The sequence below is a fragment of the Streptomyces aureus genome (genome assembly GCF_000725495.1).
Taxonomy (GTDB): Bacteria; Actinomycetota; Actinomycetes; order Streptomycetales; family Streptomycetaceae; genus Streptomyces; species Streptomyces aureus_B.
The window spans coordinates 17,756-39,808 of record NZ_JNZD01000032.1 but is presented as its reverse complement, the minus strand read 5'-3'; the positions used below and the strand labels follow the sequence as shown (position 1 = coordinate 39,808).

The 22,053-nt window shown below is 70.3% G+C and carries 15 protein-coding genes and 1 tRNA gene; 9 read left to right on the top strand and 7 right to left on the bottom strand.

Annotation, left to right across the window (positions count from 1 at the left end; translation table 11 throughout):
- The first annotated feature begins 30 nt into the window (after window positions 1-30).
- From IO36_RS31335 to IO36_RS31310, 6 genes are all read left to right on the top strand, one after another.
- On the top strand, window positions 31-492 hold the full coding sequence (locus IO36_RS31335; RefSeq protein WP_037624722.1) for a PaaI family thioesterase: 462 nt from the start codon (window positions 31-33) through the stop codon (window positions 490-492).
- 2,075 nt (window positions 493-2,567) lie between these two features.
- Window positions 2,568-3,773, top strand: coding sequence for a branched-chain amino acid ABC transporter substrate-binding protein (locus IO36_RS31330; protein WP_037624721.1), 1,206 nt, complete (start codon window positions 2,568-2,570; stop codon window positions 3,771-3,773).
- A 194-nt stretch (window positions 3,774-3,967) separates the two neighbouring features.
- Complete coding sequence (locus IO36_RS31325) at window positions 3,968-4,900, top strand: branched-chain amino acid ABC transporter permease (RefSeq protein ID WP_037624720.1); 933 nt, start codon at window positions 3,968-3,970, stop codon at window positions 4,898-4,900.
- 5 nt (window positions 4,901-4,905) lie between these two features.
- A complete protein-coding gene (locus IO36_RS31320) occupies window positions 4,906-6,687 on the top strand; it encodes a branched-chain amino acid ABC transporter permease (protein ID WP_037624841.1) in 1,782 nt (593 codons plus the stop codon).
- A gap of 5 nt (window positions 6,688-6,692) precedes the next feature.
- Window positions 6,693-7,772 carry an ABC transporter ATP-binding protein gene (locus IO36_RS49055; protein WP_037624719.1) on the top strand — a complete coding sequence of 360 codons (1,080 nt, stop codon included), beginning with the start codon at window positions 6,693-6,695 and terminating at the stop codon, window positions 7,770-7,772.
- Window positions 7,769-8,485, top strand: coding sequence for an ABC transporter ATP-binding protein (locus IO36_RS31310; protein WP_037624718.1), 717 nt, complete (start codon window positions 7,769-7,771; stop codon window positions 8,483-8,485). The genes IO36_RS49055 and IO36_RS31310 overlap by 4 nt, the downstream gene beginning before the upstream one ends.
- Before the next feature lie 116 nt (window positions 8,486-8,601).
- On the opposite strand, the gene IO36_RS31305 is transcribed toward IO36_RS31310, so the two are convergent.
- A complete protein-coding gene (locus IO36_RS31305) occupies window positions 8,602-9,258 on the bottom strand; it encodes an ANTAR domain-containing response regulator (RefSeq protein WP_037624717.1) in 657 nt (218 codons plus the stop codon).
- Window positions 9,259-9,356: 98 nt separating this feature from the next.
- On the opposite strand from IO36_RS31305, the gene IO36_RS31300 reads away from it, so the two are divergent.
- Both IO36_RS31300 and IO36_RS31295 read left to right on the top strand, forming a co-directional pair.
- Window positions 9,357-9,431: transfer RNA gene (locus tag IO36_RS31300), tRNA-Leu, on the top strand.
- A 107-nt stretch (window positions 9,432-9,538) separates the two neighbouring features.
- Entirely contained in the window at window positions 9,539-10,303 is a 765-nt protein-coding gene (locus IO36_RS31295; protein WP_037624716.1) for a helix-turn-helix domain-containing protein, read from the top strand.
- A 54-nt stretch (window positions 10,304-10,357) separates the two neighbouring features.
- On the opposite strand, the gene pyk is transcribed toward IO36_RS31295, so the two are convergent.
- Complete coding sequence (gene pyk / locus IO36_RS31290; RefSeq protein ID WP_037624715.1) at window positions 10,358-11,794, bottom strand: pyruvate kinase; 1,437 nt, start codon at window positions 11,792-11,794, stop codon at window positions 10,358-10,360.
- 642 nt (window positions 11,795-12,436) lie between these two features.
- Between pyk and IO36_RS31285 the strand changes: the two genes are divergently transcribed.
- The gene (locus IO36_RS31285; RefSeq protein ID WP_037624714.1) at window positions 12,437-14,242 is read left to right on the top strand and encodes a 5'-nucleotidase C-terminal domain-containing protein; all 1,806 of its coding nucleotides are present in this window, start codon (window positions 12,437-12,439) and stop codon (window positions 14,240-14,242) included.
- 149 nt (window positions 14,243-14,391) lie between these two features.
- Here IO36_RS31285 and IO36_RS31280 read toward each other — a convergent pair whose 3' ends face one another.
- The 5 genes from IO36_RS31280 to IO36_RS31260 all read right to left on the bottom strand — a co-directional run bounded on the left by IO36_RS31280 (window position 14,392) and on the right by IO36_RS31260 (window position 21,878).
- On the bottom strand, window positions 14,392-15,870 hold the full coding sequence (locus IO36_RS31280) for a lysine N(6)-hydroxylase/L-ornithine N(5)-oxygenase family protein (RefSeq protein WP_037624712.1): 1,479 nt from the start codon (window positions 15,868-15,870) through the stop codon (window positions 14,392-14,394).
- The gene (locus tag IO36_RS31275) at window positions 15,867-17,420 is read right to left on the bottom strand and encodes a pyridoxal phosphate-dependent decarboxylase family protein (RefSeq protein WP_037624710.1); all 1,554 of its coding nucleotides are present in this window, start codon (window positions 17,418-17,420) and stop codon (window positions 15,867-15,869) included. Before IO36_RS31275 ends, IO36_RS31280 begins: the two co-directional genes overlap by 4 nt.
- Window positions 17,421-17,829: 409 nt before the next feature.
- The gene (gene pepN / locus IO36_RS31270) at window positions 17,830-20,322 is read right to left on the bottom strand and encodes an aminopeptidase N (protein ID WP_037624708.1); all 2,493 of its coding nucleotides are present in this window, start codon (window positions 20,320-20,322) and stop codon (window positions 17,830-17,832) included.
- 145 nt (window positions 20,323-20,467) lie between these two features.
- Entirely contained in the window at window positions 20,468-20,821 is a 354-nt protein-coding gene (locus IO36_RS31265; RefSeq protein WP_037624706.1) for a chorismate mutase, read from the bottom strand.
- A 274-nt stretch (window positions 20,822-21,095) separates the two neighbouring features.
- Window positions 21,096-21,878, bottom strand: a complete 783-nt coding sequence (locus IO36_RS31260) for a S1 family peptidase (RefSeq protein ID WP_037624704.1) — start codon at window positions 21,876-21,878, stop codon at window positions 21,096-21,098.
- Window positions 21,879-22,053: the final 175 nt, after the last annotated feature.

Here is a 22,053-nt window from a genome sequence, read left to right as displayed (position 1 = left end):
AGCGGTCCACGACGAACGGAGCCGGGCCCCATGGGCGAACAGCACACCCCGAAGTTCCCGCAAGGGGTCATCGACGAGTACGCCGCGCTCGGCGTCGACCTGCCCGCCCTCTTCTCCGCGGGCCACCTCGGCAACCGCATGGGCGTCCAGATCATCGAGGCCTCCGCGGACCGCGTCGTGGGCACCATGCCCGTCGAGGGCAACACCCAGCCCTACGGCCTGCTGCACGGAGGCGCCTCCGCCGTCCTCGCCGAGACCATCGGCTCCGTCGGCGCCATGCTCCACGGCGGCAGCAGAAAGATCGCCGTCGGCGTCGACCTGAACTGCACCCACCACCGCGGCGTCCGCTCCGGCCTCGTCACCGGCGTCGCCACCCCCGTCCACCGCGGGCGCACCTCGGCGACGTACGAGATCGCCATCACCGGCGAGGACGGCAAGCGTGTGTGCAGCGCCCGCCTCACCTGCATCCTCAAGGACGTGCCCCAGGGCTGAGGTCCGGGCATCTCGGGGCCCGGGCGACTCCGGGTGCCCGAAGAGGCCCGGGCGACTCCGGGTACCCGAGGGGGCCGGGTCCCGGAGAGCTCCGGGGCGCCGAGTCCTCCGGGCCACCGGGGGCGGGAGGCCGGTGATCCGTACATAGGGGCCGGGCGACTCCGGGCGGCCGAGGGCTCGCCGAGGGCTCCGGGCCACCGGGGGCGGGAGGCCGGTGATCCGTACATAGGGGCCGGGCGACTCCGGGCGGCCGAGGGCTCCGGGGCGCCGAGCCCCTCCGGGCCACTGGAGAGGGCGGGAGGCCGGGGATCCGTACGTACGGGCCGGGCGCCACGGGCGCGGATCGTCGCGGCCCGCCGGAGCAGCCGGGACCGATCATCGGACCGCCGGAGTGGTCGGGGCCGATCATCGGCCCGCTGGAGCAGTCCGGGCGGATCACCAACCCGTCCGACCGATCGGCCGGGCACACCGAGGGCCGACCTCGCTCCCGGACGCTCCCGAACGCCCCAGGACCCGTCCGAACGCTGCGAGGCTCACCCGGACGCGCAAGACGCGCCGGGACGCTGCTGGGCCCGCCAAAAGGCCCCGGGGTTCGGAATCGCTCCCGTAGGACCGTCGGCACCCTCAGGGCGTGTGAACCGCGACCTGAGGGCAAGGGTTTCCGGCCGCCCGACCGGGGCATCCTTTGGGGCCCAGCGCCAACCGGCCCGCCCGCGGGGTTCCGCTCGGACTCAAAGGCAACCCGCCCGCAGAGGGCCTGCCTCCGGGCCTATCGGCATCCGCCCGGCCGGGGCACTCCCCCTGGGCCAAGCGCACCCCACCCCCTCAGGCCCAGCACCACCCGCGAGCGGGGTTCCGCTCAGGCTCAACGCCAACCCGCTCGCAGAGGGCCTCGACCTATCGGCATCCGCCCGGCCGGGCACTTCCCCTGGGCCAAGCGCACCCCACCTCCTCAGGCCCAGCACCACCTGCGACCGGGGCGCGCCGGGCACCGCCGAGCGTGCGCACTCCAGACGCCGGCCCCTCCGGTGACTCAACTCCCGCCCCGCAACGCCTCGTTGATGCGCAGACCAGCCCGGGCAGACCCGGGACACCGAAGCCTCCCGGCCCGCCGAAGCCCCGCCCCCACCCCCGGCCCGCACCGACGCCCCCCACCCCCGGCCCGCACCGACGCCGCCCGCCCCGGCCCCCGTCGCGATCGCAACCGGCCTCCCCGGCGTCCCGCACCCATCCGGCCTGTCGCCGACGGAGCCGCCACCGTCCCAGCCAACCACCCTGCCGAGGCGGGCACTTGCTTCCGCTTCCCGGCCGGCCGCGCGAACCGCACCGCCGTCACCGTCCGCCAAGTGGGCCCCGCGCCGAACGAGTTGAGCGCGCCGGCCCTGCGCCGCTGCCACTGTCAGTGAAGGCCGGAAACCCCTTGCCTCATCGCCTTGCGCGGCGCCGTATACAACCGCGCCGGGCCGACACCCGTCCCCGAGGGCCCCCGCCCCGACCTGCGCGTCCGCGACGGCAACGCACAGCAACCGCAAAGGCTCACTTCGGCGGCGTGCGCCCTCCCGCGCACACCCCCGCCCCGCACGCCCCCTGACGCCCCAACAGGCCCGCCTGCACACCCACTTCGCCCAGCCAGAACACCCGCGGCCACATCACACGGTGGTAACAGTCGGTTACCTCTGCCGCAATAAATCAATGCCCGTCCCGCGGGCCGCCTTGCAGTGCGCCCGCGAGGGCCCTCAGGACCGCCGCCGGGCCGCCTGCTTCCGGTATCCGCCATCAACCCGGATCTGCGCGTTCTCACCATGCGAACACACAACCGCGTCCGGCCAAAGCGCCGAAATGCTCCGATCGTCCGGCCCACACCCCGCGAGACGCCCCCCGGATAACAAGAGCGTCACAGCCTTCCCCACGCTCCTCCCCACCCCCCCGACCTGCGCCTATAGTCACGGCCAGTCACCGCGCCGCCGGGCGCGTCACTGCACGGCCCTGCTTCACCAAGTACGGCCCGGCGAGAATCACGGCCCCCACCCTGGGGTGCCGCGCCAGGGAGAGGATTCAACGTGCGACAGCGTTCCATGGTCATACTCACCGCCGTGCTCACGACAGGAGCACTCACGCTGACCGCCTGCGGCTCGCGCGACGACAGCGGCGACAGCAAGGGCAGCAAGAAGACCGAGATCATCATCGGCGTGGACGCGCCGCTGACCGGTCAGAACTCCGCCACCGGCCTCGGCATCCAGGGCGGCGTCCAGATCGCCGTGGACGACGCCAACAAGAACAACACCGTTCCCGGCGTGACCTTCAAGGTCAAGGCGCTCGACGACAAGGCGATCCCGGCCTCCGGCCAGGCCAACGCCACCCAGCTCGTCCAGGACGACAAGGTCCTCGGCGTGGTCGGCCCGCTGAACTCCGGCGTCGCCACCCAGATGCAGCAGGTCTTCGACACCGCCAACCTGGTCGAGATCTCGCCGTCCAACACGGCCCCCGAGCTCACCCAGGGCAAGAACTGGCAGACCTCCAAGACCCGCCCGTTCAAGACCTACTTCCGCACCGCCACCACCGACGCCCTCCAGGGCGGCTTCGCGGCCGACTACGCCTACAACACGCTGAAGAAGCGCAAGGTGTACGTCGTCGACGACAAGCAGACCTACGGCGCCGGCCTGGCCAAGCTCTTCAAGGCCGGCTTCACCAAGTCCGGCGGCAAGCTCGCGGGCGAGGACCACGTCAACACCGGCGACACGGACTTCTCCGCGCTCGTCACCAAGATCAAGAACTCCAAGGCCGACCTCGTCTACTACGGCGGTCAGTACGACGAGTCCGAGAAGCTCACGAAGCAGCTGAAGGACGGCGGAGCCAAGATCCCGCTGTTCGGTGGCGACGGCATGTTCTCCGACACCTACATCCAGACCGCCGGCAAGCCCTCCGAGGGCGACCTGGTCACCTCGGTCGGCCAGCCCGTCGACTCCCTGGCTTCCGCCGCCGACTTCATCAAGAAGTACAAGGCGTCCGGCCTCAAGGGTGACTACGGCACCTACGGTGGCTACTCCTACGACGCCGCCACGGCGATCATCAAGGCCATCGGCGCTGTCGTGAAGGACGGCAAGATCCCGGACGGCGCCCGCGCCAAGATCGTCGCCGAGGTCCAGAAGACCAAGTTCGACGGCATCGCCGGCCCGGTCTCCTTCGACGAGTACGGCGACACCACCAACAAGCAGCTCACCGTCTACCAGGTCGTCGACGGCAAGTGGAAGGCCGTCAAGAGCGGTACGTTCAACGGCTGATCAGCACCACCCGGGCCACTGACGGTGGATCGGTCCACAACCAGGCACGGCGCCCCGACGGCACCACAGCCCGGTCCGATCCACCGGACAGGCCCTCCGCACAACCACAGGGCCGCGCGGCCACGACCACACGTCACCGCGCGGCCCGCTTCATACGCCCTGCTCAACTCTCCCCACCACATGGAGGCCACGCGGTGAACACCCTGCCGCAGCAGCTGGCCAACGGGCTGTTCCTCGGCTCGATGTACGGGCTGATCGCCATCGGCTACACGATGGTGTACGGCATCGTCCAGCTCATCAACTTCGCCCACGGCGAGATCTTCATGACCGGCGGCTTCGGCGCCCTCTCGGTCTACCTTTACGTTCTGCCAAACGGCACATCCATGTGGATCGCCCTCCCAGCGATGCTGATAGGCGGCGGCATCGTCTCCGTCCTCATCGCCGTCGGGGCCGAACGCTTCGCCTACCGCCCCTTGCGCGGAGCACCACGCCTCGCACCCCTCATCACCGCCATCGGTCTGTCCCTGGCCCTCCAGCAGGTCGTCTTCAACGCCTACCCGAACGCCAAGACCGACCTGACGTTCCCCCAGCTCCCCTTCGGGCCCTGGCACATCGGCTCCATCAGCATCCAGAGCGGCAGCGTCTTCGTCATCGTCGCCGCCCCCCTGTGCATGGCGGCCCTCGCGCTCTTCGTCAGCCTCTCCCGCACCGGCCGCGCCATGCAGGCCACCGCGCAGGACCCTGACACCGCGCAGCTCATGGGCATCGACACCAACCGCATCATCGTCATCGCCTTCGCCATCGGCGGCTTCTTCGCCGCCGTCGCCGCCGTCGCGTACGGCCTGCGCTACGGCACAGTCAAGTACGACATGGGCTTCCAGATGGGCCTCAAGGCCTTCACGGCGGCGGTCCTCGGCGGCATCGGCAACATCTACGGCGCGATGATCGGCGGCCTCGTCCTCGGCCTCGCCGAGACCATGGCCACCAGCTACATCGACGGCATCCCCGGCATGCAGCAGCTCGGCGGCGGCGGCTGGTCCTCCGTCTGGGCCTTCGTACTCCTCATCCTCGTACTGCTGTTCAGGCCACAGGGCCTCGTCGGCGAACGCGTCGCGGACAGGGCGTGAGCACCATGGCAACCACCGAGACCACCACCCCCGAGCGCGGCCTGATCGCGCTCCCCGAGAGCGCGGCCCGCGTCCTCGTCGCGGTCGGCGCCATCGCCACCATCGCCAGCACGTTCATGTCCTGGACCTACACGTCCGACTTCCCCGGGGACCTCACCTACTACGGCTCCCCGGCCGGACTCCAGGTCCTCGACATCGTCGCCGGCGTCCTCACCCTGCTGTTCGCGCTGACCCTCTGGAACGTCCGCGGCCTCGGCTGGCTCAACCCGGCGGGCGCCACCCAGCCCGTCGTCCTCGCCGCCGCCTCCGCGTTCGCCGTGAGCTGGTTCAGCGCCATCGCCATCGCCGTCGACCTCAAGGGCCTCGTCGCACTCGACCCCGGCGCCTACCTCGCCGCCGTCGGCTCCCTGATCGCCCTCCTCGGCACCCTGGCACTCCCCAAGCCCGGTGACACCTTCAAGGACTACGTCACCAAGCCCGGCCTCATCCCGCCGGCCGCCAAGCTGCCCGGCTGGGCCGAGCGCCTCGTCATCACCGGCGCCACCGCCGTCGCGCTCACCGCGTTCACGTACGGCATCGGCGTCGACCCCGACGCAAGCGAAACGTTCCTGGGCTACCTGCTCCTCGTCGTCTTCGGCACCTGGGCCCTCCAGACCGCCGGACTCTTCGACCGCTTCGCCCAGCTCAACGCCCGCCACAAGGGATTCGCCACCACCATGGCGTTCCTCGCCGCGGCGATCTTCCCCTACTTCGCGAACAACGAGCACAACTCGAACGTCGGCGTGAGCATTCTCGTCGTCGGCACCGTCGCCCTCGGCCTCAACATCGTCGTCGGCCTCACCGGACTCCTCGACCTCGGATACGTCGCCTTCCTCGGCGTCGGCGCCTACGCCGCAGCCCTCGTCTCCGGCTCCGAGTTCTCCCGCTTCTCCGGCGTCCAGTTCCCCTTCTGGGCCGCCATGCTCACCGGTATGGCCGCGTCGCTCGTCTTCGGCGTCCTCATCGGCGCCCCCACCCTGCGACTGCGCGGCGACTACCTCGCCATCGTGACCCTGGGCTTCGGAGAGATCTTCCGCATCGCCGTCAACAACCTGGACGGCGCCTCCGGACCCAACCTCACCAATGGCCCCAACGGCATCTCCATGATCCCGGACCTCAACATCTTCGGGTTCGACTTCGGTACCAGCCACGACGTCGCCGGCCACGCCCTCGGCCGCTTCGCCAACTACTTCCTGCTGATGCTGCTCATCACCGGACTCGTCGTCGTGGTCTTCTCCCGCGCCGCCGACTCCCGTATCGGCCGCTCCTGGATCGCCATCCGCGAGGACGAGACCGCCGCCACCGCCATGGGCATCAACGGCTTCCGCGTCAAGCTGGTCGCCTTCGCCCTCGGCGCCTCCCTCGCCGGCCTCGCCGGAACGGTCAGCGCCCACGTCGGCTACAGCGTCAACCCGGCCCCGTACCAGTTCGCCGGCTCCGTGCCCCCGAACTCCGCCTTCCTCCTCGCGGCGGTCGTTCTCGGCGGCATGGGCACCGTCAGCGGACCCATCCTCGGCGCCACCATGCTCTACCTCCTCCCTGAGAAGCTCCAGTTCCTCAAGGAGTACCAACTCCTCGCCTTCGGCGTCGCGCTCGTCCTCCTCATGCGCTTCCGCCCCGAGGGCATCATCGCCAACCGCCGCAACCAGCTCGAATTCCACGAGAGCGACGACAGCGACGAGACCGTCCACATCCCCGAACAAGGCCTGCCCGACTCCACCGTCGGCGTCACCAAGGCAGGGGCGTAACCAACATGACCACCACCACAGCCCCCAGCCCCGTCCTCGAAGCCACCGGTGTCACCATGCGCTTCGGCGGCCTCACCGCCGTCCGCGACGTCGACCTCACGGTCAACGCCGGAGAGATCGTCGGCCTCATCGGCCCCAACGGCGCGGGCAAGACCACCTTCTTCAACTGCCTCACCGGCCTCTACGTCCCCACCGAGGGCAAAGTCGCCTACAAGGGCACCGTGCTGCCCCCCAAGCCGCACCTGGTCACCAGCGCCGGCATCGCCCGCACCTTCCAGAACATCCGGCTCTTCGCCAACATGACCGTCCTGGAGAACGTGCTCGTCGGCCGCCACACCCGCACCAAGGAGGGCCTCTGGTCCGCCCTCCTGCGCGGCCCCGGCTTCCGCAAGGCCGAAGCCGCCTCCCGCGAACGCGCCATGGAACTGCTGGAGTTCATCGGCCTCGCCCACAAGGCCGACCACCTCTCCCGCAACCTCCCCTACGGCGAGCAGCGCAAGCTGGAGATCGCCCGCGCCATGGCGAGCGAGCCGGGCCTGCTCCTCCTGGACGAGCCCACCGCCGGCATGAACCCCCAGGAAACCCGCGCGACCGAAGAGCTCGTCTTCGCCATCCGCGACCGCGGCATCGCCGTCCTCGTCATCGAGCACGACATGCGCTTCATCTTCAACCTGTCCGACCGCGTCGCCTGCCTCGTCCAGGGCCAGAAGCTCGTCGAAGGCACCTCCGACGTCGTCCAGGGCGACGAGCGCGTCATCGCCGCCTACCTCGGCACCCCCTTCGAGGGCGCCCCCGGCGACGAGGAAGTCGCCGAGGTCGAAGCCGCCGAGGCCGCCGGAACGGCCGCGGCCACCCCGGCCGAGCCCGAGGCCGCGGCCACCCCGGCCGAGGACGCCCCGGAAGCACCCGCGGCCGAGGACGCCGAGGAAACCCCCGCAGCCGAGGACGGCACGGACACCGACGACGCCCCCGCGGCCGAGGAAGCATCCGAGGCCCCCGAAGCCGCCGACGAGACCGAGGACGCCACCGCGTCCGACGCCTCCGACGCGCAGGGCAGCACCACCAAGGAAGGAAACGCCCAGTGACCGCACTGCTCGAGGTCGAAGACCTCAAGGTCGCCTACGGCAAGATCGAAGCCGTCAAGGGCATCTCCTTCACCGTCGAAGCCGGCCAGATCGTCACCCTCATCGGCACCAACGGCGCCGGCAAGACGACGACCCTGCGCACCCTCTCCGGGCTTCTCAAGCCCAGCGGAGGCCGCATCCTCTTCGACGGCAAGCCCCTCGCCAACATCCCCGCCCACAAGATCGTCTCCCTCGGACTCGCGCACTCCCCCGAGGGACGCCACATCTTCCCCCGCCTCACCATCGCGGAGAACCTCCAGCTCGGAGCCTTCCTCCGCAGCGACAAGGCGGGCATCGAGAAGGACATCCAGCGCGCCTACGACCTCTTCCCCATCCTGGGAGAGCGCCGCAAGCAGGCCGCCGGAACCCTCTCGGGCGGCGAACAGCAGATGCTCGCCATGGGCCGCGCGCTCATGTCCCAGCCCAAGCTGCTCATGCTCGACGAGCCCTCCATGGGCCTCTCGCCGATCATGATGCAGAAGATCCTCGCCACCATCGCCGAACTCAAGGCGTCCGGCACCACCATCCTGCTCGTCGAGCAGAACGCCCAGGCGGCGCTCTCGCTCGCCGACCAGGCCCACGTCATGGAGGTCGGCAGCATCGTCCTCTCCGGCACCGGCCAGGACCTGCTCCACGACGAGTCCGTCCGCAAGGCGTACCTCGGCGAGGACTGACACCCCCGCGACCCCGGTCGCACGAAAAGGCCCGCACCTCCGTCAGGGGTGCGGGCCTCTTCCGTCCGCCGCTACGACGCGGACCATGCTTTGCTGCGGGGCTCGGGACCGGCTGACTAGCCCTTCGCCGCCTTCTTCTCCGCGGCGTCCTCGATGACCGCCTCGGCCACCTGCTGCATCGACATACGACGGTCCATCGACGTCTTCTGGATCCACCGGAACGCCGCCGGCTCCGTCAGTCCGTACTCCGTCTGCAGCACCGACTTCGCGCGGTCCACCAGCTTCCGCGTCTCCAGACGCTGCGTGAGATCCGCGATCTCACCCTCCAGCGCCTTCAGCTCCGCGAACCGGGACACCGCCATCTCGATCGCCGGCACCACGTCGCTCTTGCTGAACGGCTTCACCAGGTACGCCATCGCGCCCGCGTCACGGGCCCGCTCGACCAGGTCCCGCTGCGAGAACGCGGTCAGCATCAGCACCGGGGCGATCGACTCCTCGGCGATCTTCTCGGCCGCGGAGATGCCGTCCAGCTTCGGCATCTTCACGTCCAGGATCACCAGGTCCGGCTTGTGCTCCCGGGCCAGCTCGACGGCCTGCTCACCGTCACCCGCCTCACCTACGACGGTGTAGCCCTCCTCCTCCAGCATCTCTTTGAGATCGAGACGGATCAGCGCCTCGTCCTCGGCGATGACGACACGGGTCGTCAGCGGAGGCACGTGCGACTTGTCGTCGTCGGGCGCGTCTACGGGCTGGGGCGACTCGGGGGCGGTCACGGGGGCTCCTCGTTCAGGCCGGGTACTGCTCCCAAGAGCCTACCTAGCTGCGGTATGGTGGTCGGGCAGCGGGTCGGGGTTAACCTTCGATTCAGCGGGCCCCGGTAGCCCAATTGGCAGCAGGCAATGGATTCAAAACCCATACAGTGTCGGTTCGAGTCCGACTCGGGGCACTTTTCCTTGGATTCCAAGGTCGCCATCCAGAAGCGGATGTTCCCGTTCTCGTGAACATCCGCTTTTTGCTGCGTGTCACGCCTCCATCATCCACAGAGTGGAGCTCATGTACGACATGGGCACACGCAGGCGAGCTCTCGCTCTGGCCGATCAGGGCCGCAGCCTGAATTCGGTGAGCAAGGAGACCGGGATCTCCCGAGCCGCGATCCGCTCATGGCGGATACGCGTCGAACCGCTCGACGACAACCGCTCGCGGCCCTGTCCGAGATGCCGGGCCACACCCGAGGATCCCGACGAGCCCGCGGCGTACGCCTATCTCCTTGGCCTCTATCTCGGGGACGGGTGTATCAGCCCCCTCCGCCGGGGCGTCTACTCACTCCGCATCGCATGCGCCGACGCCTGGCCAGGACTCATCGACGCATGCGTGGAGGCCGTACAACTCCTGCGTCCCGACAACAGGGTCTGCCGTGTCCGGAGCGCGGGATGCCAATACGTCACCGGTTCGAGCAAGCATTGGCCCTGCCTGTTCCCCCAGCACGGTCCCGGCAAGAAGCACGAGCGCGAGATCGCCCTTGAGCCGTGGCAGCAGCGCATCGTCGATGCCCATCCCTGGGAATTCGTCCGGGGACTCATCCATTCCGACGGCTGTCGCGTCACCAACTGGACGACCCGCGTCGTCGCCGGAAAGACGAAGCGCTACGAATATCCCCGGTACTTCTTCACCAACAGGTCGGCCGACATCCTGCGCCTCTTCACCGGCACGCTCGACGCGGTCGGCGTCGAATGGAAACAGCCGAACTCCCGCAACATCTCCGTCGCCAAGAAGGCGTCGGTAGCCCTCCTGGACGCCCATGTGGGCCCCAAGTACTGACCGGCGGTCGGGGTGGGATCGCCGGCCCGGCAGGGGCCCTTCGGGCGGGTGGGGCTACTTGGGGCTGTCGTCCTCGCCGACGTGGTGGACGCGGACCAGGTTCGTGGAGCCGGAGACTCCGGGCGGGGAGCCCGCGGTGATCACGACGATGTCGCCCTTGTTGCAGCGCCCGTACTTGAGGAGGAGTTCGTCGACCTGGTCGACCATGGCGTCTGTGGAGTCGACGTGGGGGCCGAGGAAGGTCTCGACGCCCCAGGTGAGGTTGAGCTGGGAGCGCGTGGCGGGAGTGGGGGTGAACGCGAGGAGGGGAATGGGCGAGCGGTAGCGGGAGAGACGGCGGACGGTGTCGCCGGACTGGGTGAAGGCGACGAGGAACTTGGCGCCGAGGAAGTCGCCCATCTCGGCGGCGGCGCGGGCGACGGCTCCGCCCTGGGTCCGGGGCTTGTTGCGTTCGGTGAGCGGCGGAAGCCCCTTGGCGAGGATGTCCTCCTCGGCGGCTTCGACGATGCGGGACATGGTCCTGACGGTCTCGATGGGGTATTTGCCGACGCTGGTCTCGCCGGAGAGCATGACGGCGTCGGTGCCGTCGATGACGGCGTTGGCGACGTCGGAGGCCTCGGCGCGGGTGGGGCGGGAGTTGTCGATCATCGAGTCGAGCATCTGCGTGGCGACGATGACCGGCTTGGCGTTGCGCTTGGCGAGTTTGATCGCGCGCTTCTGGACGATGGGCACCTGCTCGAGGGGCATTTCGACGCCGAGGTCGCCGCGGGCGACCATGATGCCGTCGAACGCGGCGACGATGTCGTCGATGTTGTCGACGGCCTGGGGCTTCTCGACCTTGGCGATGACGGGGAGGCGGCGGCCTTCCTCGTCCATGATGCGGTGGACGTCCTGGATGTCCTTGCCGCTGCGGACGAAGGACAGGGCGATGACGTCGAAGCCGGTGCGCAGGGCCCAGCGGAGGTCGTCCTCGTCCTTGTCGGAGAGGGCGGGGACGGAGACGGCGACGCCGGGGAGGTTGAGGCCCTTGTGGTCGGAGACCATGCCGCCTTCGATGACGGTGGTGTGGACGCGGGGGCCGTCGACGTCGGTGACTTCGAGGCAGACCTTGCCGTCGTCGACGAGGATGCGTTCACCGGGAGTGACGTCGGCGGCGAGGCCGTCGTACGTGGTTCCGCAGGATTCGCGGTCTCCTTGGGCGCCTTCTTCGACGGTGATGGTGAAGGTGTCTCCGCGTTCAAGGAGTACGGGGCCTTCGGTGAATCGGCCGAGGCGGATCTTCGGGCCTTGAAGGTCGCCGAGGATTCCGACGCTGCGGCCGGTTTCGTCGGAGGCTTTCCGGACGTGCCGGTAGCGCTCTTCGTGGTCGGCGTGGGTGCCGTGGCTGAGGTTGAAGCGGGCTACGTCCATTCCGGCCTCGACCAGGGCTTTGATCTGGTCGTACGAGTCGGTGGCGGGGCCCAGTGTGCAGACGATTTTTGCTCGGCGCATGATTCGAGCCTAGGCCTTACCGGTCGGTAGAGAATTGGTCGCGCATGACTACTCAACAACCTTTGCGTGAAGGGTTATTGACAACTGTTGAATTGTGCGCCGCACCGCTCCGATGAGCGGAGGATCGCTCCTGGTGCGGTCGGCGCTTTGCCGTTCCCGTTTCCGTCCAGTGTGCTCCGGGCGGTGGGGTGGGTGCGCGGACGAGTTGTGTGGTGACATTCCGTGATGCTGCCAGGTGGGGCTGGAGTCGCGGTGGCGTGCCGGTGAAGCGGGCGTCGATCCGCGCTCGGGCGGGACGTGCGGGGCAGGGGCCGCAGGTCCGGGGTCGAGTGATCCCAAGTCGAGTGGTCCCGAGTCGGGGGTACGCGGTCGAGGGGTACGCGGTCGAGGGGTCCGCGGCCGGGGGTCCGCGGTCGAGAAGTGCGGGTTCGGTCCGGACCGGGGGTGTGCGGGTCGGGCGTGTGCGGGTCGGGGGCGGGCGTCCGCTCGGGCATGTGGGGGCGTACGTCCTGGTCTGTCACGACCCGGAGGGTCTCCGGTGCCGTCCGGCCATCAGATGGAAACCTCCAGGGTCTTTTGCGGGGGCGGGTGTTGGGTCAGAATCTACGCGCGTCATTGACCTTTTCCCGAGGAGTTCCAGAGATGCCGTTGAACCGCCGGAAGTTTCTGAAAGAGTCCGCCGTGACAGGTGCGGGGGTGGCGCTCGCGGGTGTGAGCGCGGCTCCTGTGGCGCAGGCCGCGGAGGGGGCGAAGGGGGGCCGGCCGGTGAAGCGGTACGAGCTGACGGTGATGGGGACGACCGATCTGCACGGTCACGTCTTCAACTGGGACTACTTCAAGGACGCGGAGTACGCGGACAAGGCGGGCAACGCCCAGGGGCTGGCGCGGATCTCGACGCTGGTGAACGAGATCCGTGCGGAGAAGGGGCGTTGCAACACGCTGCTGCTGGACGCGGGTGACACGATCCAGGGCACGCCGCTGACGTACTACTACGCGAAGGTCGACCCGATCACCGCCAAGGGTGGTCCGGTGCACCCGATGGCGCAGGCGATGAACGCGATCGGGTACGACGCGGTGGCGCTCGGGAACCACGAGTTCAACTACGGGATCGAGACACTGCGGAAGTTCGAGTCGCAGTGCCGTTTCCCGCTGCTGGGGGCGAACGCGCTGGACGCGAAGACGCTGAAGCCGGCGTTTCCCCCGTACTTCATGAAGGAGTTCCATGTGCACGGGGCTCCGCCGGTGAAGGTGGCGGTGCTGGGTCTGACGAATCCCGGTATCGCGATCTGGGACAAGGCGTACGTGCAGGGGAAGCTGACGTTCCAGGGGCTCGAGGAGCAGGCGGCGAAGTGGGTGCCGAAGCTGCGGTCGATGGGTGCGGACGTGGTGGTCGTGTCGGCGCATTCGGGTACGTCGGGGACGTCGTCGTACGGTGACCAGGTGCCGTACGTGGAGAACTCGGCGGCGCTGGTGGCGCAGCAGGTGCCGGGGATCGACGCGATCCTGGTGGGTCACGCGCATCTGGAGATCCCGGAGCTGAAGGTCACGAACACGGCGACGGGGAAGACGGTCGTGCTGTCGGAGCCGCTGGCGTTCGCGGAGCGGCTGTCGGTGTTCGACTTCGGGCTGGTCTTCGAGAAGGGGCGCTGGCACGTCGAGTCGGTGTCGGCCTCGGTGCGCAACGCGAACTCGGTGGCGGACGACCCGAGGATCACGCGGCTGCTGAAGGACGAGCACGACGCGGTGGTGACGTACGTCAACCAGGTGGTGGGCCGGGCGACGGACACGCTGACGACGGTGGAGGCGCGCTACAAGGACGCTCCGATCATCGATCTGATCACGAAGGTGCAGGAGGACGTGGTGCGGGCGGCGCTGGTGGGGACGCAGTACGCGTCGCTGCCGGTGATCGCGCAGGCGTCGCCGTTCTCGCGGACGTCGGAGATCCCGGCGGGCAATGTGACGATCCGGGACCTGTCGAGCCTGTACGTGTACGACAACACGCTGGTGGCGAAGGTGATGACGGGTGCGCAGGTGCGGGCGTACCTGGAGTATTCGGCGAACTACTTCGTGCAGACGCCGGTGGGCGCGGCGGTCGACACGGAGAAGCTGACGAACGCGAACAACCGCCCCGACTACAACTACGACTATGTGTCGGGTCTTGGGTACGACATCGACATCGCGCAGGCGGAGGGTTCGCGGATCAAGAACCTGACGTACAACGGTGCGGCGTTGGACGACGCGCAGCAGTTCGTGTTCGCGGTGAACAACTACCGGGCGAACGGTGGCGGCGCGTTCCCGTTCGTCGCTTCGGCGACCGAGGTGTGGTCGGAGTCGACGGAGATCCGGACGCGGATCGCGGAGTGGGTCACGGCGAAGGGTGTGCTGGACCCGAAGGACTTCGCGTCGGTGGACTGGAAGCTGACGCGTGAGGGTGTGCCCGTGTTCTAGGGCGTGGGTGGTTCAGGTGGCGGCGTCGGCGCGGTTCTCGCGTCGGCGCCGTCGCGTTTTCGGCGGGTGTGCGGGGTGGTCGGACGGTTCCGGCCGGTGCGTGAACCGATCGGGGCGGCTGATCCGATGAGGGGATGCGGGGGTGGTTCTCATCGCCCGTCGACGAGCGGGATGAGCGGGACGAGGGGGGTGAGGGTCCGGGGTTCCTGCCGGGCGGCGGGGATGCGGGGGGCGTGTTCGAGGCCGAAGGTGGTGAAGGCGGTGCGTCCGGGGAGGGGGTAGGGGTCCTTGCCGGTGAGGGAGTTGAGGATGGTGGCGCTGCGCCATGCGGCGAGGCCGAGGTCGGGGGTGCCGACGCCGTGGGTGTGGAGTTCGGCGTTCTGGACGTAGACGCGGCCGGTGACGGTGGGGTCGAGGACGAGGCGGAACTGGTCGTCGATGTCGGGGCGTTCGGCGTTGTCGCGGCGGAGGTAGGGGTCGAGGCCGGCGAGGAGGGGGGCAATGGGGCGTTCGCGGTAGCCGGTGGCGAGGACGACGGCGTTGGTGGTGAGCCGGGACCGGGTGCCCTGCTGGACGTGTTCGAGGTGGAGTTCGATCTTGGTGGTGGCGATGCGTCCGGCGGTGCGGACGGTGACGGCGGGGGTGAGGACGGCGTCGGGCCAGCCTCCGTGGAGGGTGCGGCGGTAGAGCTCGTCGTGGATGGCGGCGATGGTGTCCGCGTCGATGCCTTTGTGGAGCTGCCATTGGGCGGCGAGGAGGCGGTCGCGGACGGGTTCGGTGAGGGCGTGGAAGTAGCGGGTGTAGTCGGGGGTGAAGTGCTCGAGGCCGAGTTTGGAGTACTCCATGGGGGCGAAGGCCTCGGTGCGGGCGAGCCAGTGGATCTTTTCTTTTCCGATGGGGCGGTTGCGGAGGAGGTCGAGGAAGACCTCGGCTCCTGACTGGCCGGCGCCGATGACGGTGATGTGGTCGGCGGTGAGGAACCGGTCGCGGTGCTTGAGGTAGTCGGCGGCGTGGATGACGGGGGCGTCGGGGGCGTCGACGAGGGGTTTGAGGGGTTCGGGGATGTGGGGGGCGGTGCCGACGCCGAGGACGATGTTGCGGGTGTGGGTGCGGCCGAGGGCCTGGGCCTGTCCGTGACTGTCGAGCTGGGTGAAGTCGACTTCGAAGAGGTCGTGTTCGGGGTTCCAGCGGACGGTGTCGACCTGGTGGGCGAAGCGGAGTCCGGGGAGGTTGTCGGCGACCCAGCGGCAGTAGGCGTCGTATTCGGCGCGTTGGATGTGGAAGCGCTCGGCGAAGTAGAAGGGGAAGAGGCGGTCGCGTTCCTTGAGGTAGTTGAGGAAGGACCAGGGGCTGGTGGGGTGGGCGAGGGTGACGAGGTCGGCGAGGAAGGGGACTTGGAGGGTGGCGCCGTCGATGAGGAGGCCGGGGTGCCAGTCGAAGCCGGGGCGTTGTTCGTAGAAGACGGTGTCGAGTTCGGTGAGTGGGTGGGCGAGGGCGGCGAGGGAGAGGTTGAAGGGGCCGATGCCGATGCCGACGAGGTCGCGGGGGGTCTCGGCGGTGGGGCGCTGGGGGTGGGGGGGGGTCGGGGGGGGGGGGCGCGGGGGGGGGGGGTGCGGGGTCGGTCTCATCGGGGGGTGTGTCCTTCCACCAGTTTCAGGAGCGTGGCCAGGTCGCCGGGCCGGGTGTGGGGGTTGAGGAGGGTGGCCTTGAGCCAGCGGCGGCCGTCGAGGGTGGCGCGGCCGAGGACGGCGCGGCCTTGGTCGAGGAGGGTGCGGCGGACGGCGGCGACGGTGTCGTCGGTGGCGCCGTGGGGCCGGAAGAGGACGGTGCTGATGGTGGGGTGGTCGTGGAGCTCGAAGCCGGGGTGGGCGGCGATGAGGTCGGCGAGTTCCTCGGCGTGGGCGCAGACCTGGTCGACGAGCCGGCCGATGCCGTCGCGTCCGAGGGTTTTGAGGGTGACGGCGATCTTGAGGACGTCGGGGCGGCGGGTGGTGCGCAGGGAGCGGCCCAGGAGGTCGGGGTGTCCCGCCTCGGTGTCGTCGTCGGCGTTGAGGTACTCGGCGCGGTGGGCGAGGGGGGCGAGGTCGGTGGGGTCGCGCACGGCGAGGAGTCCGGCGGCGACGGGTTGCCAGCCGAGTTTGTGCAGGTCGAGGGTGACGGTGTCGGCGTGGGCGAGTCCGTCGAGTCTGCCGCGGTGCCGGTCGCTGAAGAGGAGGCCTCCGCCGTAAGCGGCGTCGATGTGGAGGCGGGCCCCGTGGGCGGCGCAGAGGCGGGCGATGTCGGGCAGGGGGTCGATGAGTCCGGCGTCGGTGGTGCCGGCGGTGGCGGCGACCAGAAGGGGGCCGGGCAGGTCGGTCAGGGCGCTGTCGAGGGCGGCGAGGTCGAGGGTGCCGGCGGGTGCGGGGAGGACGACGGGTTCGGGGAGACCGAGGAGCCAGGCGGCGCGGTGGAGGGAGTGGTGGGCGTTCGCCCCGCAGACGAGTTGGATGCCGTGGTGCTTCTCGCGGGCGAGGAGGAGGGCGAGTTGGTTGGACTCGGTGCCGCCGGTGGTGACGAGGGCGTCGGCGGGGAGGGCGGGCGGGCCGCTGTGTGGGTCTCGCACGCCCTGGGTGCCCGGGGTTGCCTGTCGGTCCTGACTCCTCCGGGCGCATCGGCTTTCCGGGGCGGCCTGGGTGTCCGGGCCGGCCTCGGTGTCGGGGGCGTCCCGGGGGGCGGGGGCGTCCCGGGCGTCCTGGCCGTCGGGGGTGGCCTCGGTGTCCGGGGGGCCGTAGACGAGCCGGGCGAGGGCCTGGGCGACGGCCGCTTCGAGTTCGGAGGCGGCGGGGGCCTGGTCCCAGGAGTCGAGGGAGGGGTTGAGGGCGGAGGCGGCGAGGTCGGCGGCGGTCGCGACGGCCAGGGGCGGGCAGTGCAGGTGGGCCGCGCACAGCGGGTCGGCGGGGTCGGCGGCGCCTTCGGCGAGGGCTCGGACGAGGGTGTGCAGGGCGTCGGGGCTGCCGTACCGGGGCAGGGGGTCGCCGAGGGCCGTCCGCAGGCGCTGGGCGACCTCGGTGGGCCCTCCGGCCGGGAGGGGGCCGCCCCGGGCGGTGGCGCCTTGGGTGAGGGCGTCCAGGACGGTGTCGAGCAACGGCCGCAGTGCGTCGGGGCCAGAAGGGCCTGAGGCGAGGGGCGCCGTGCTCATGGGTGTCCTCCGGTGACGTGCGGCGGGTCCTTCCCGGCGTGTACGAGTTTTTGGGCAGGTGCGCCCGCCAAGGACAACGATTCGGCCCCGGCGGGGGTACTGCCGTACGGAGGATTTGTGTGAGCGGGGCCGGACGTCGTGGAACGGCCGCGGACAGCGTGGACGGGACGGAAACGCCGTAGAAGGACCGGAGAACGCCACGGAACGGCCGCACAGGCCGTCGAACGGCCGGCGGCGCCGGGGGCCGGCCGCACGCACCTTGGAACAGCCAAGGCGCCGTGGACGGCCCGGGCCTGGCACGGCGAACGCCGGACGGCCTTGGGCGGCTGTCCGGCGTTCGGGATCGCTCCGGGGGTCCGGAGGACGGTCGGGGGACCGGCCTCGGCGGCCGGTCACCGGGTGGTGGGGCCTAGGCCTGCCTCACCTTCAGCGCCCGCGCGAGGTCGTCGAGTTGGTCGGCGAGCTTGCGGCGCAGGGCCGGGATGGGGTCGGCGTCGCGCAGGCAGGCCTCGCCGAGGGAGAGGGTCTCGGGGGTGACGACACAGGCCGGGAAGGCGTAGCGGCCGGCGGCTTCGGCGATGGCGGGGCCGCGGCGGGCGGCGAGGGCCACGACGTCGGGCCAGTAGCGCTCGACGTACCCGTTCAGGAGGTCGGTCTGTTCGGGCTGCCAGAAGCCCTGGGCGGTGGCGCTGAACAGGTAGTTGGAGAGGTCGTCGCCGGAGAACATCGCGTCCCAGGCGGCGCGCTTGGCCTCCGGGTCGGGCAGTGCGGCGCGGCAGCGGGCGGCGCCTTCCTGGCCGGTGGCGCTGGGGTCCTGGACGAGTTCGGCCTCGATGACGGCGTCGTCGACGGCACCGAGGACGCTGAGCCGGCCGAGGATGCGCCAGCGCAGTTCGGGGTCGAGTTCGGGGCCGCCGGGGACGGTGCCCTCGGAGAACCAGGCGCTGATGGTGTCGGGGTGGACGGCGACGTCGATGAGGTGGCGCACGGCGGTCAGCCGCAGGCCGGGGTGGGAGCCGTCCTCGGTGCGGCGGATGAGGTCGCGGCACAGGTCGGTGAGGGTGGCGAGGGCGGCGGGCCGCTGTTCGGGGCGCAGGTACCGGTCGGCGACGTGGACGCCTGCGAAGGTCAGGACGCCTTGGACGAGGGCGAGGTCGGTCTCGTGCGGCAGGTGGGCGCGGGCGGCCTCGATGTAGGCCGTGGGGGCCAGTTCGCCGTCGCGCACGGCGTCGCGCAGGGCGTTCCAGACGGTGGCCCGGGTGAGCGGGTCGGGGAGGCCGGAGAGGGCGGCCCGTACGGTCTGGAAGGACTTGTCGTCGAAGCGGACCTTGGCGTAGGTGAGGTCGCCGTCGTTGAGGAGGAGCAGGTCGGGGCGGCGGCCGGGCCTGGGGTCGGTGGGGGCGTCCTGGGGGACGTCGAGTTCGAAGCGGTCGCGCAGGGTGAGCCGGCCGTCCTCGCCGGGGACGGTGTCGTAGGCGCCTGCGGCGATGCGGTGGGGGCGGCTGCCCTGGTGGCCGACGGTGAGTTGCCACTGGCCGTCGGCGTCGGTGATCTCGGGGGTGAGGGTGTCGACCCCGGTGGTGCGCAGCCAGGCGTCGGCCCAGGCGTGGACGTCGCGCTCGGTGGCGGAGGCGAGGTTGTCGATGAAGTCGGCGAGGGTGGCGTTGGCGAACTTGTGGCGGGCGAAGTGGGTGTTGATGCCGGCCAGGAAGTCCTTCTCGCCGAGCCAGGTGACGAGTTGGCGCAGTGCGGAGGCGCCCTTGGCGTAGGAGATGCCGTCGAAGTTGAGCATGGCGGACGCGGTGTCGGGGACGGCGTCCGGGTCGGGGGCGACGGGGTGGGTGGAGGGGCGCTGGTCGGCGTCGTAGCCCCAGGACTTGCGGGCGACGCCGAAGTCGACCCAGGTGTCGGTGAAGCGGGTGGCCTCGGTGAGGGTCTGGTAGCCCATGTACTCGGCGAAGGACTCGTTGAGCCAGATGTCGTCCCACCAGCGCAGGGTGACGAGGTCGCCGAACCACATGTGGGCCATCTCGTGGGCGATGACCATGGCGCGGGTCTGGCGTTCGGTGTCGGTGACGGCGGAGCGGTAGACGAATTCGTCGCGGAAGGTGACGAGTCCGGGGTTCTCCATGGCGCCGGCGTTGAATTCGGGGACGAACGCCTGGTCGTAGGAGTCGAAGGGGTAGGGCTCGTCGAACTTCTCGTGGTAGCGGTCGAAGCAGGCGCGGGTGACGTCGAGGATCTCGTCGGCGTCGGCGTCGAGGTAGGGGGCGAGCGAGCGGCGGCAGTGGAGGCCGAAGGGGAGGCCGGCGTGCTCGGTGCGTACGGAGTGCCAGGGGCCTGCGGCGACGGCGACGAGGTAGGTGGAGATCAGGGGGGTGGGGGCGGCCTTCCAGCGGCCGTCCCCGAGGTGTTCGGTGACGCCGTTGGCGAGGACGGTCCAGCCTTCGGGGGCGGTGACGGTCAGTTCGAAGACGGACTTGAGGTCGGGCTGGTCGAAGGCGGCGAAGACGCGCTGGACGTCTTCCATGAACAGTTGGGTGTAGAGGTAGGTCTCGCCGTCGGTGGGGTCGGTGAAGCGGTGCATGCCCTCCCCGGTGCGGGAGTAGCGCATGCCGGCGTCGACGCGCAGTTCGTGCTCGCCGGCGGTGAGTCCCTTCAGGGGCAGCCGGTTCTCGTCCAGGGTCTCCGGGTCGAGGGGCCGGCCGTCGAGGGTGACGGAGCGCAGTTGTGCGGGCTTCAGCTCGACGAAGGTGTCCGCGGTGGTACGGGCGGTGAACCGGATGACGGTCCGGGAGTCGAAGGTCTCGTCCCCTCCGGTCAGGTCGAGTTCGATCCCGTAGTGGTGGACGTCGAGGAGGTTGGCACGGGTCTGCGCTTCGTCGCGCGTCAGTACGGACATGAGCCCATGCTGCCCGATGGCGAGGTCGGCACACAGGGGTGGTGCGGTATGTGCGCTTTGGTGCCGCCCGGTCACGGGCTGCGGCGGAGGGGGTGTGCCGGGGTGCGGGGTGTCGCGCGGCGGGGGCGGGCGCGGCCCGCCGTGGTCACTCGGACGGGTCGGAGGGGTCCGTCGTGGCGCCGCCGGCGTCGTCGGCGATGCGTTCGTGGTGGCGGATGACCTCGGCGATGATGAAGTTCAGCAGCTTCTCGGCGAAGGCCGGGTCGAGTTTGGCGCTCTCGGCGAGGCGGCGCAGCCGGGCGATCTGGTGAGCCTCGCGGGAGGGGTCGGCCGGCGGCAGCTGGTGGGCGGCCTTGAGGTGGCCGACCTGCTGGGTGCACTTGAAGCGTTCGGCGAGCATGTGGACGACGGCGGCGTCGATGTTGTCGATGCTGTCGCGCAGCCGGGCGAGTTCCGCGCTGACGTCGGGTCCGGCTTCCTGGGGCTTGCTGGTGGTCATGACAGCCAACCCTACGGGGCGGGCGGGGGCCCGGTCCTGACGGGAGGGCGTGCGGGGGCGCCCGCGGCCGGGGCCGCGGGCGTCGTGTGCGCGGGTCGTACCAGTCTCGCGGGTCGTACGCGTCGTACGTGTCGTGCGGTCCGCGGGTCTCACGATTCGTACGGGGCTCGCGCGCCGTACGTACGAGTGGCGCGGGCCGGTCGTACGGGTGGCCCGCGCCGTTCGTGCCGGTGGCGCGGGCCCGTTCGTGCCGGTGGCGCGGCCGGGCCGGGGATCAGAGGCCGGCGGCGGCGCGGGCTATGTCGGCGGCGAAGGTCGAGACCTCGCTGTAGACGCCGGGGTAGCCGGGTTCGGCGCAGCCCTGGCCCCAGCTGACGATGCCGACCTGGAGGTAGGCGCCGGTGTCGTCCTTGCGGAACATGGGTCCGCCGGAGTCGCCCTGACAGGTGTCGACGCCGCCCTGGGTGACGAATCCGGCGCAGATCTCGTCGCCGGGGACGAGGTCGCTGCCGTAGGCCCGCTGGCAGGTGGCGTCGTCGACGAAGGGGACGGTGGCCTTGAGCAGGTAGCGCTGCTGTCCGCCGCCCTCGCGGGTGGCGCCCCAGCCGGCGACGGTGAAGTCGCCGTTGTTGTAGGCGGTGTTGGTGGCGATCTTCAGGGTGGGCAGTTCGATGGGCCGGGCGAGTTTGATGAGGGCCCAGTCCTTGCCCTTGCCGTTGTAGCCGGGGGCCTGGAGCACCTTGGTCGACTTGACCTTGACCGCGCTGCTGCTCTGGAGGTCGACGACGCCGGCGGTGGCGGTGATGGAGGTGTTGCTGCCGGAGCCGTTCACGCAGTGGGCGGCGGTCAGGACGATGCTCTTGGTGTAGAGCGCTCCGCCGCAGCCCATGGAGAGGCGGACCATGAACGGGAACTCGCCCTGGGCGGCGCGGGTCCCGCCGACGACGGGGGCGGGGGCGGCGTGGGCGGACAGCGGCTGGAGGGAGACGGCGGCGAGGGTGACCGCGCCGATGGCGAGCAGTCTTCTGATCACGCCGTACTTCTTGGGAGACTTCAACGTGGTTCCTTCCGTGGGGGGTTGTCCGCAGGGCGGATGCACGGAGAACGCCGGATGGCTCGATGGCATGCACCTGCCAAGCTGGTGGGGATTATGAGGACCGTCCGCACTACCGGGCAAGAGCCGCATTCCGGCCAGGTGCCGCCCCGCCCTTCCCGCTGCCCCGCCGGCGGGC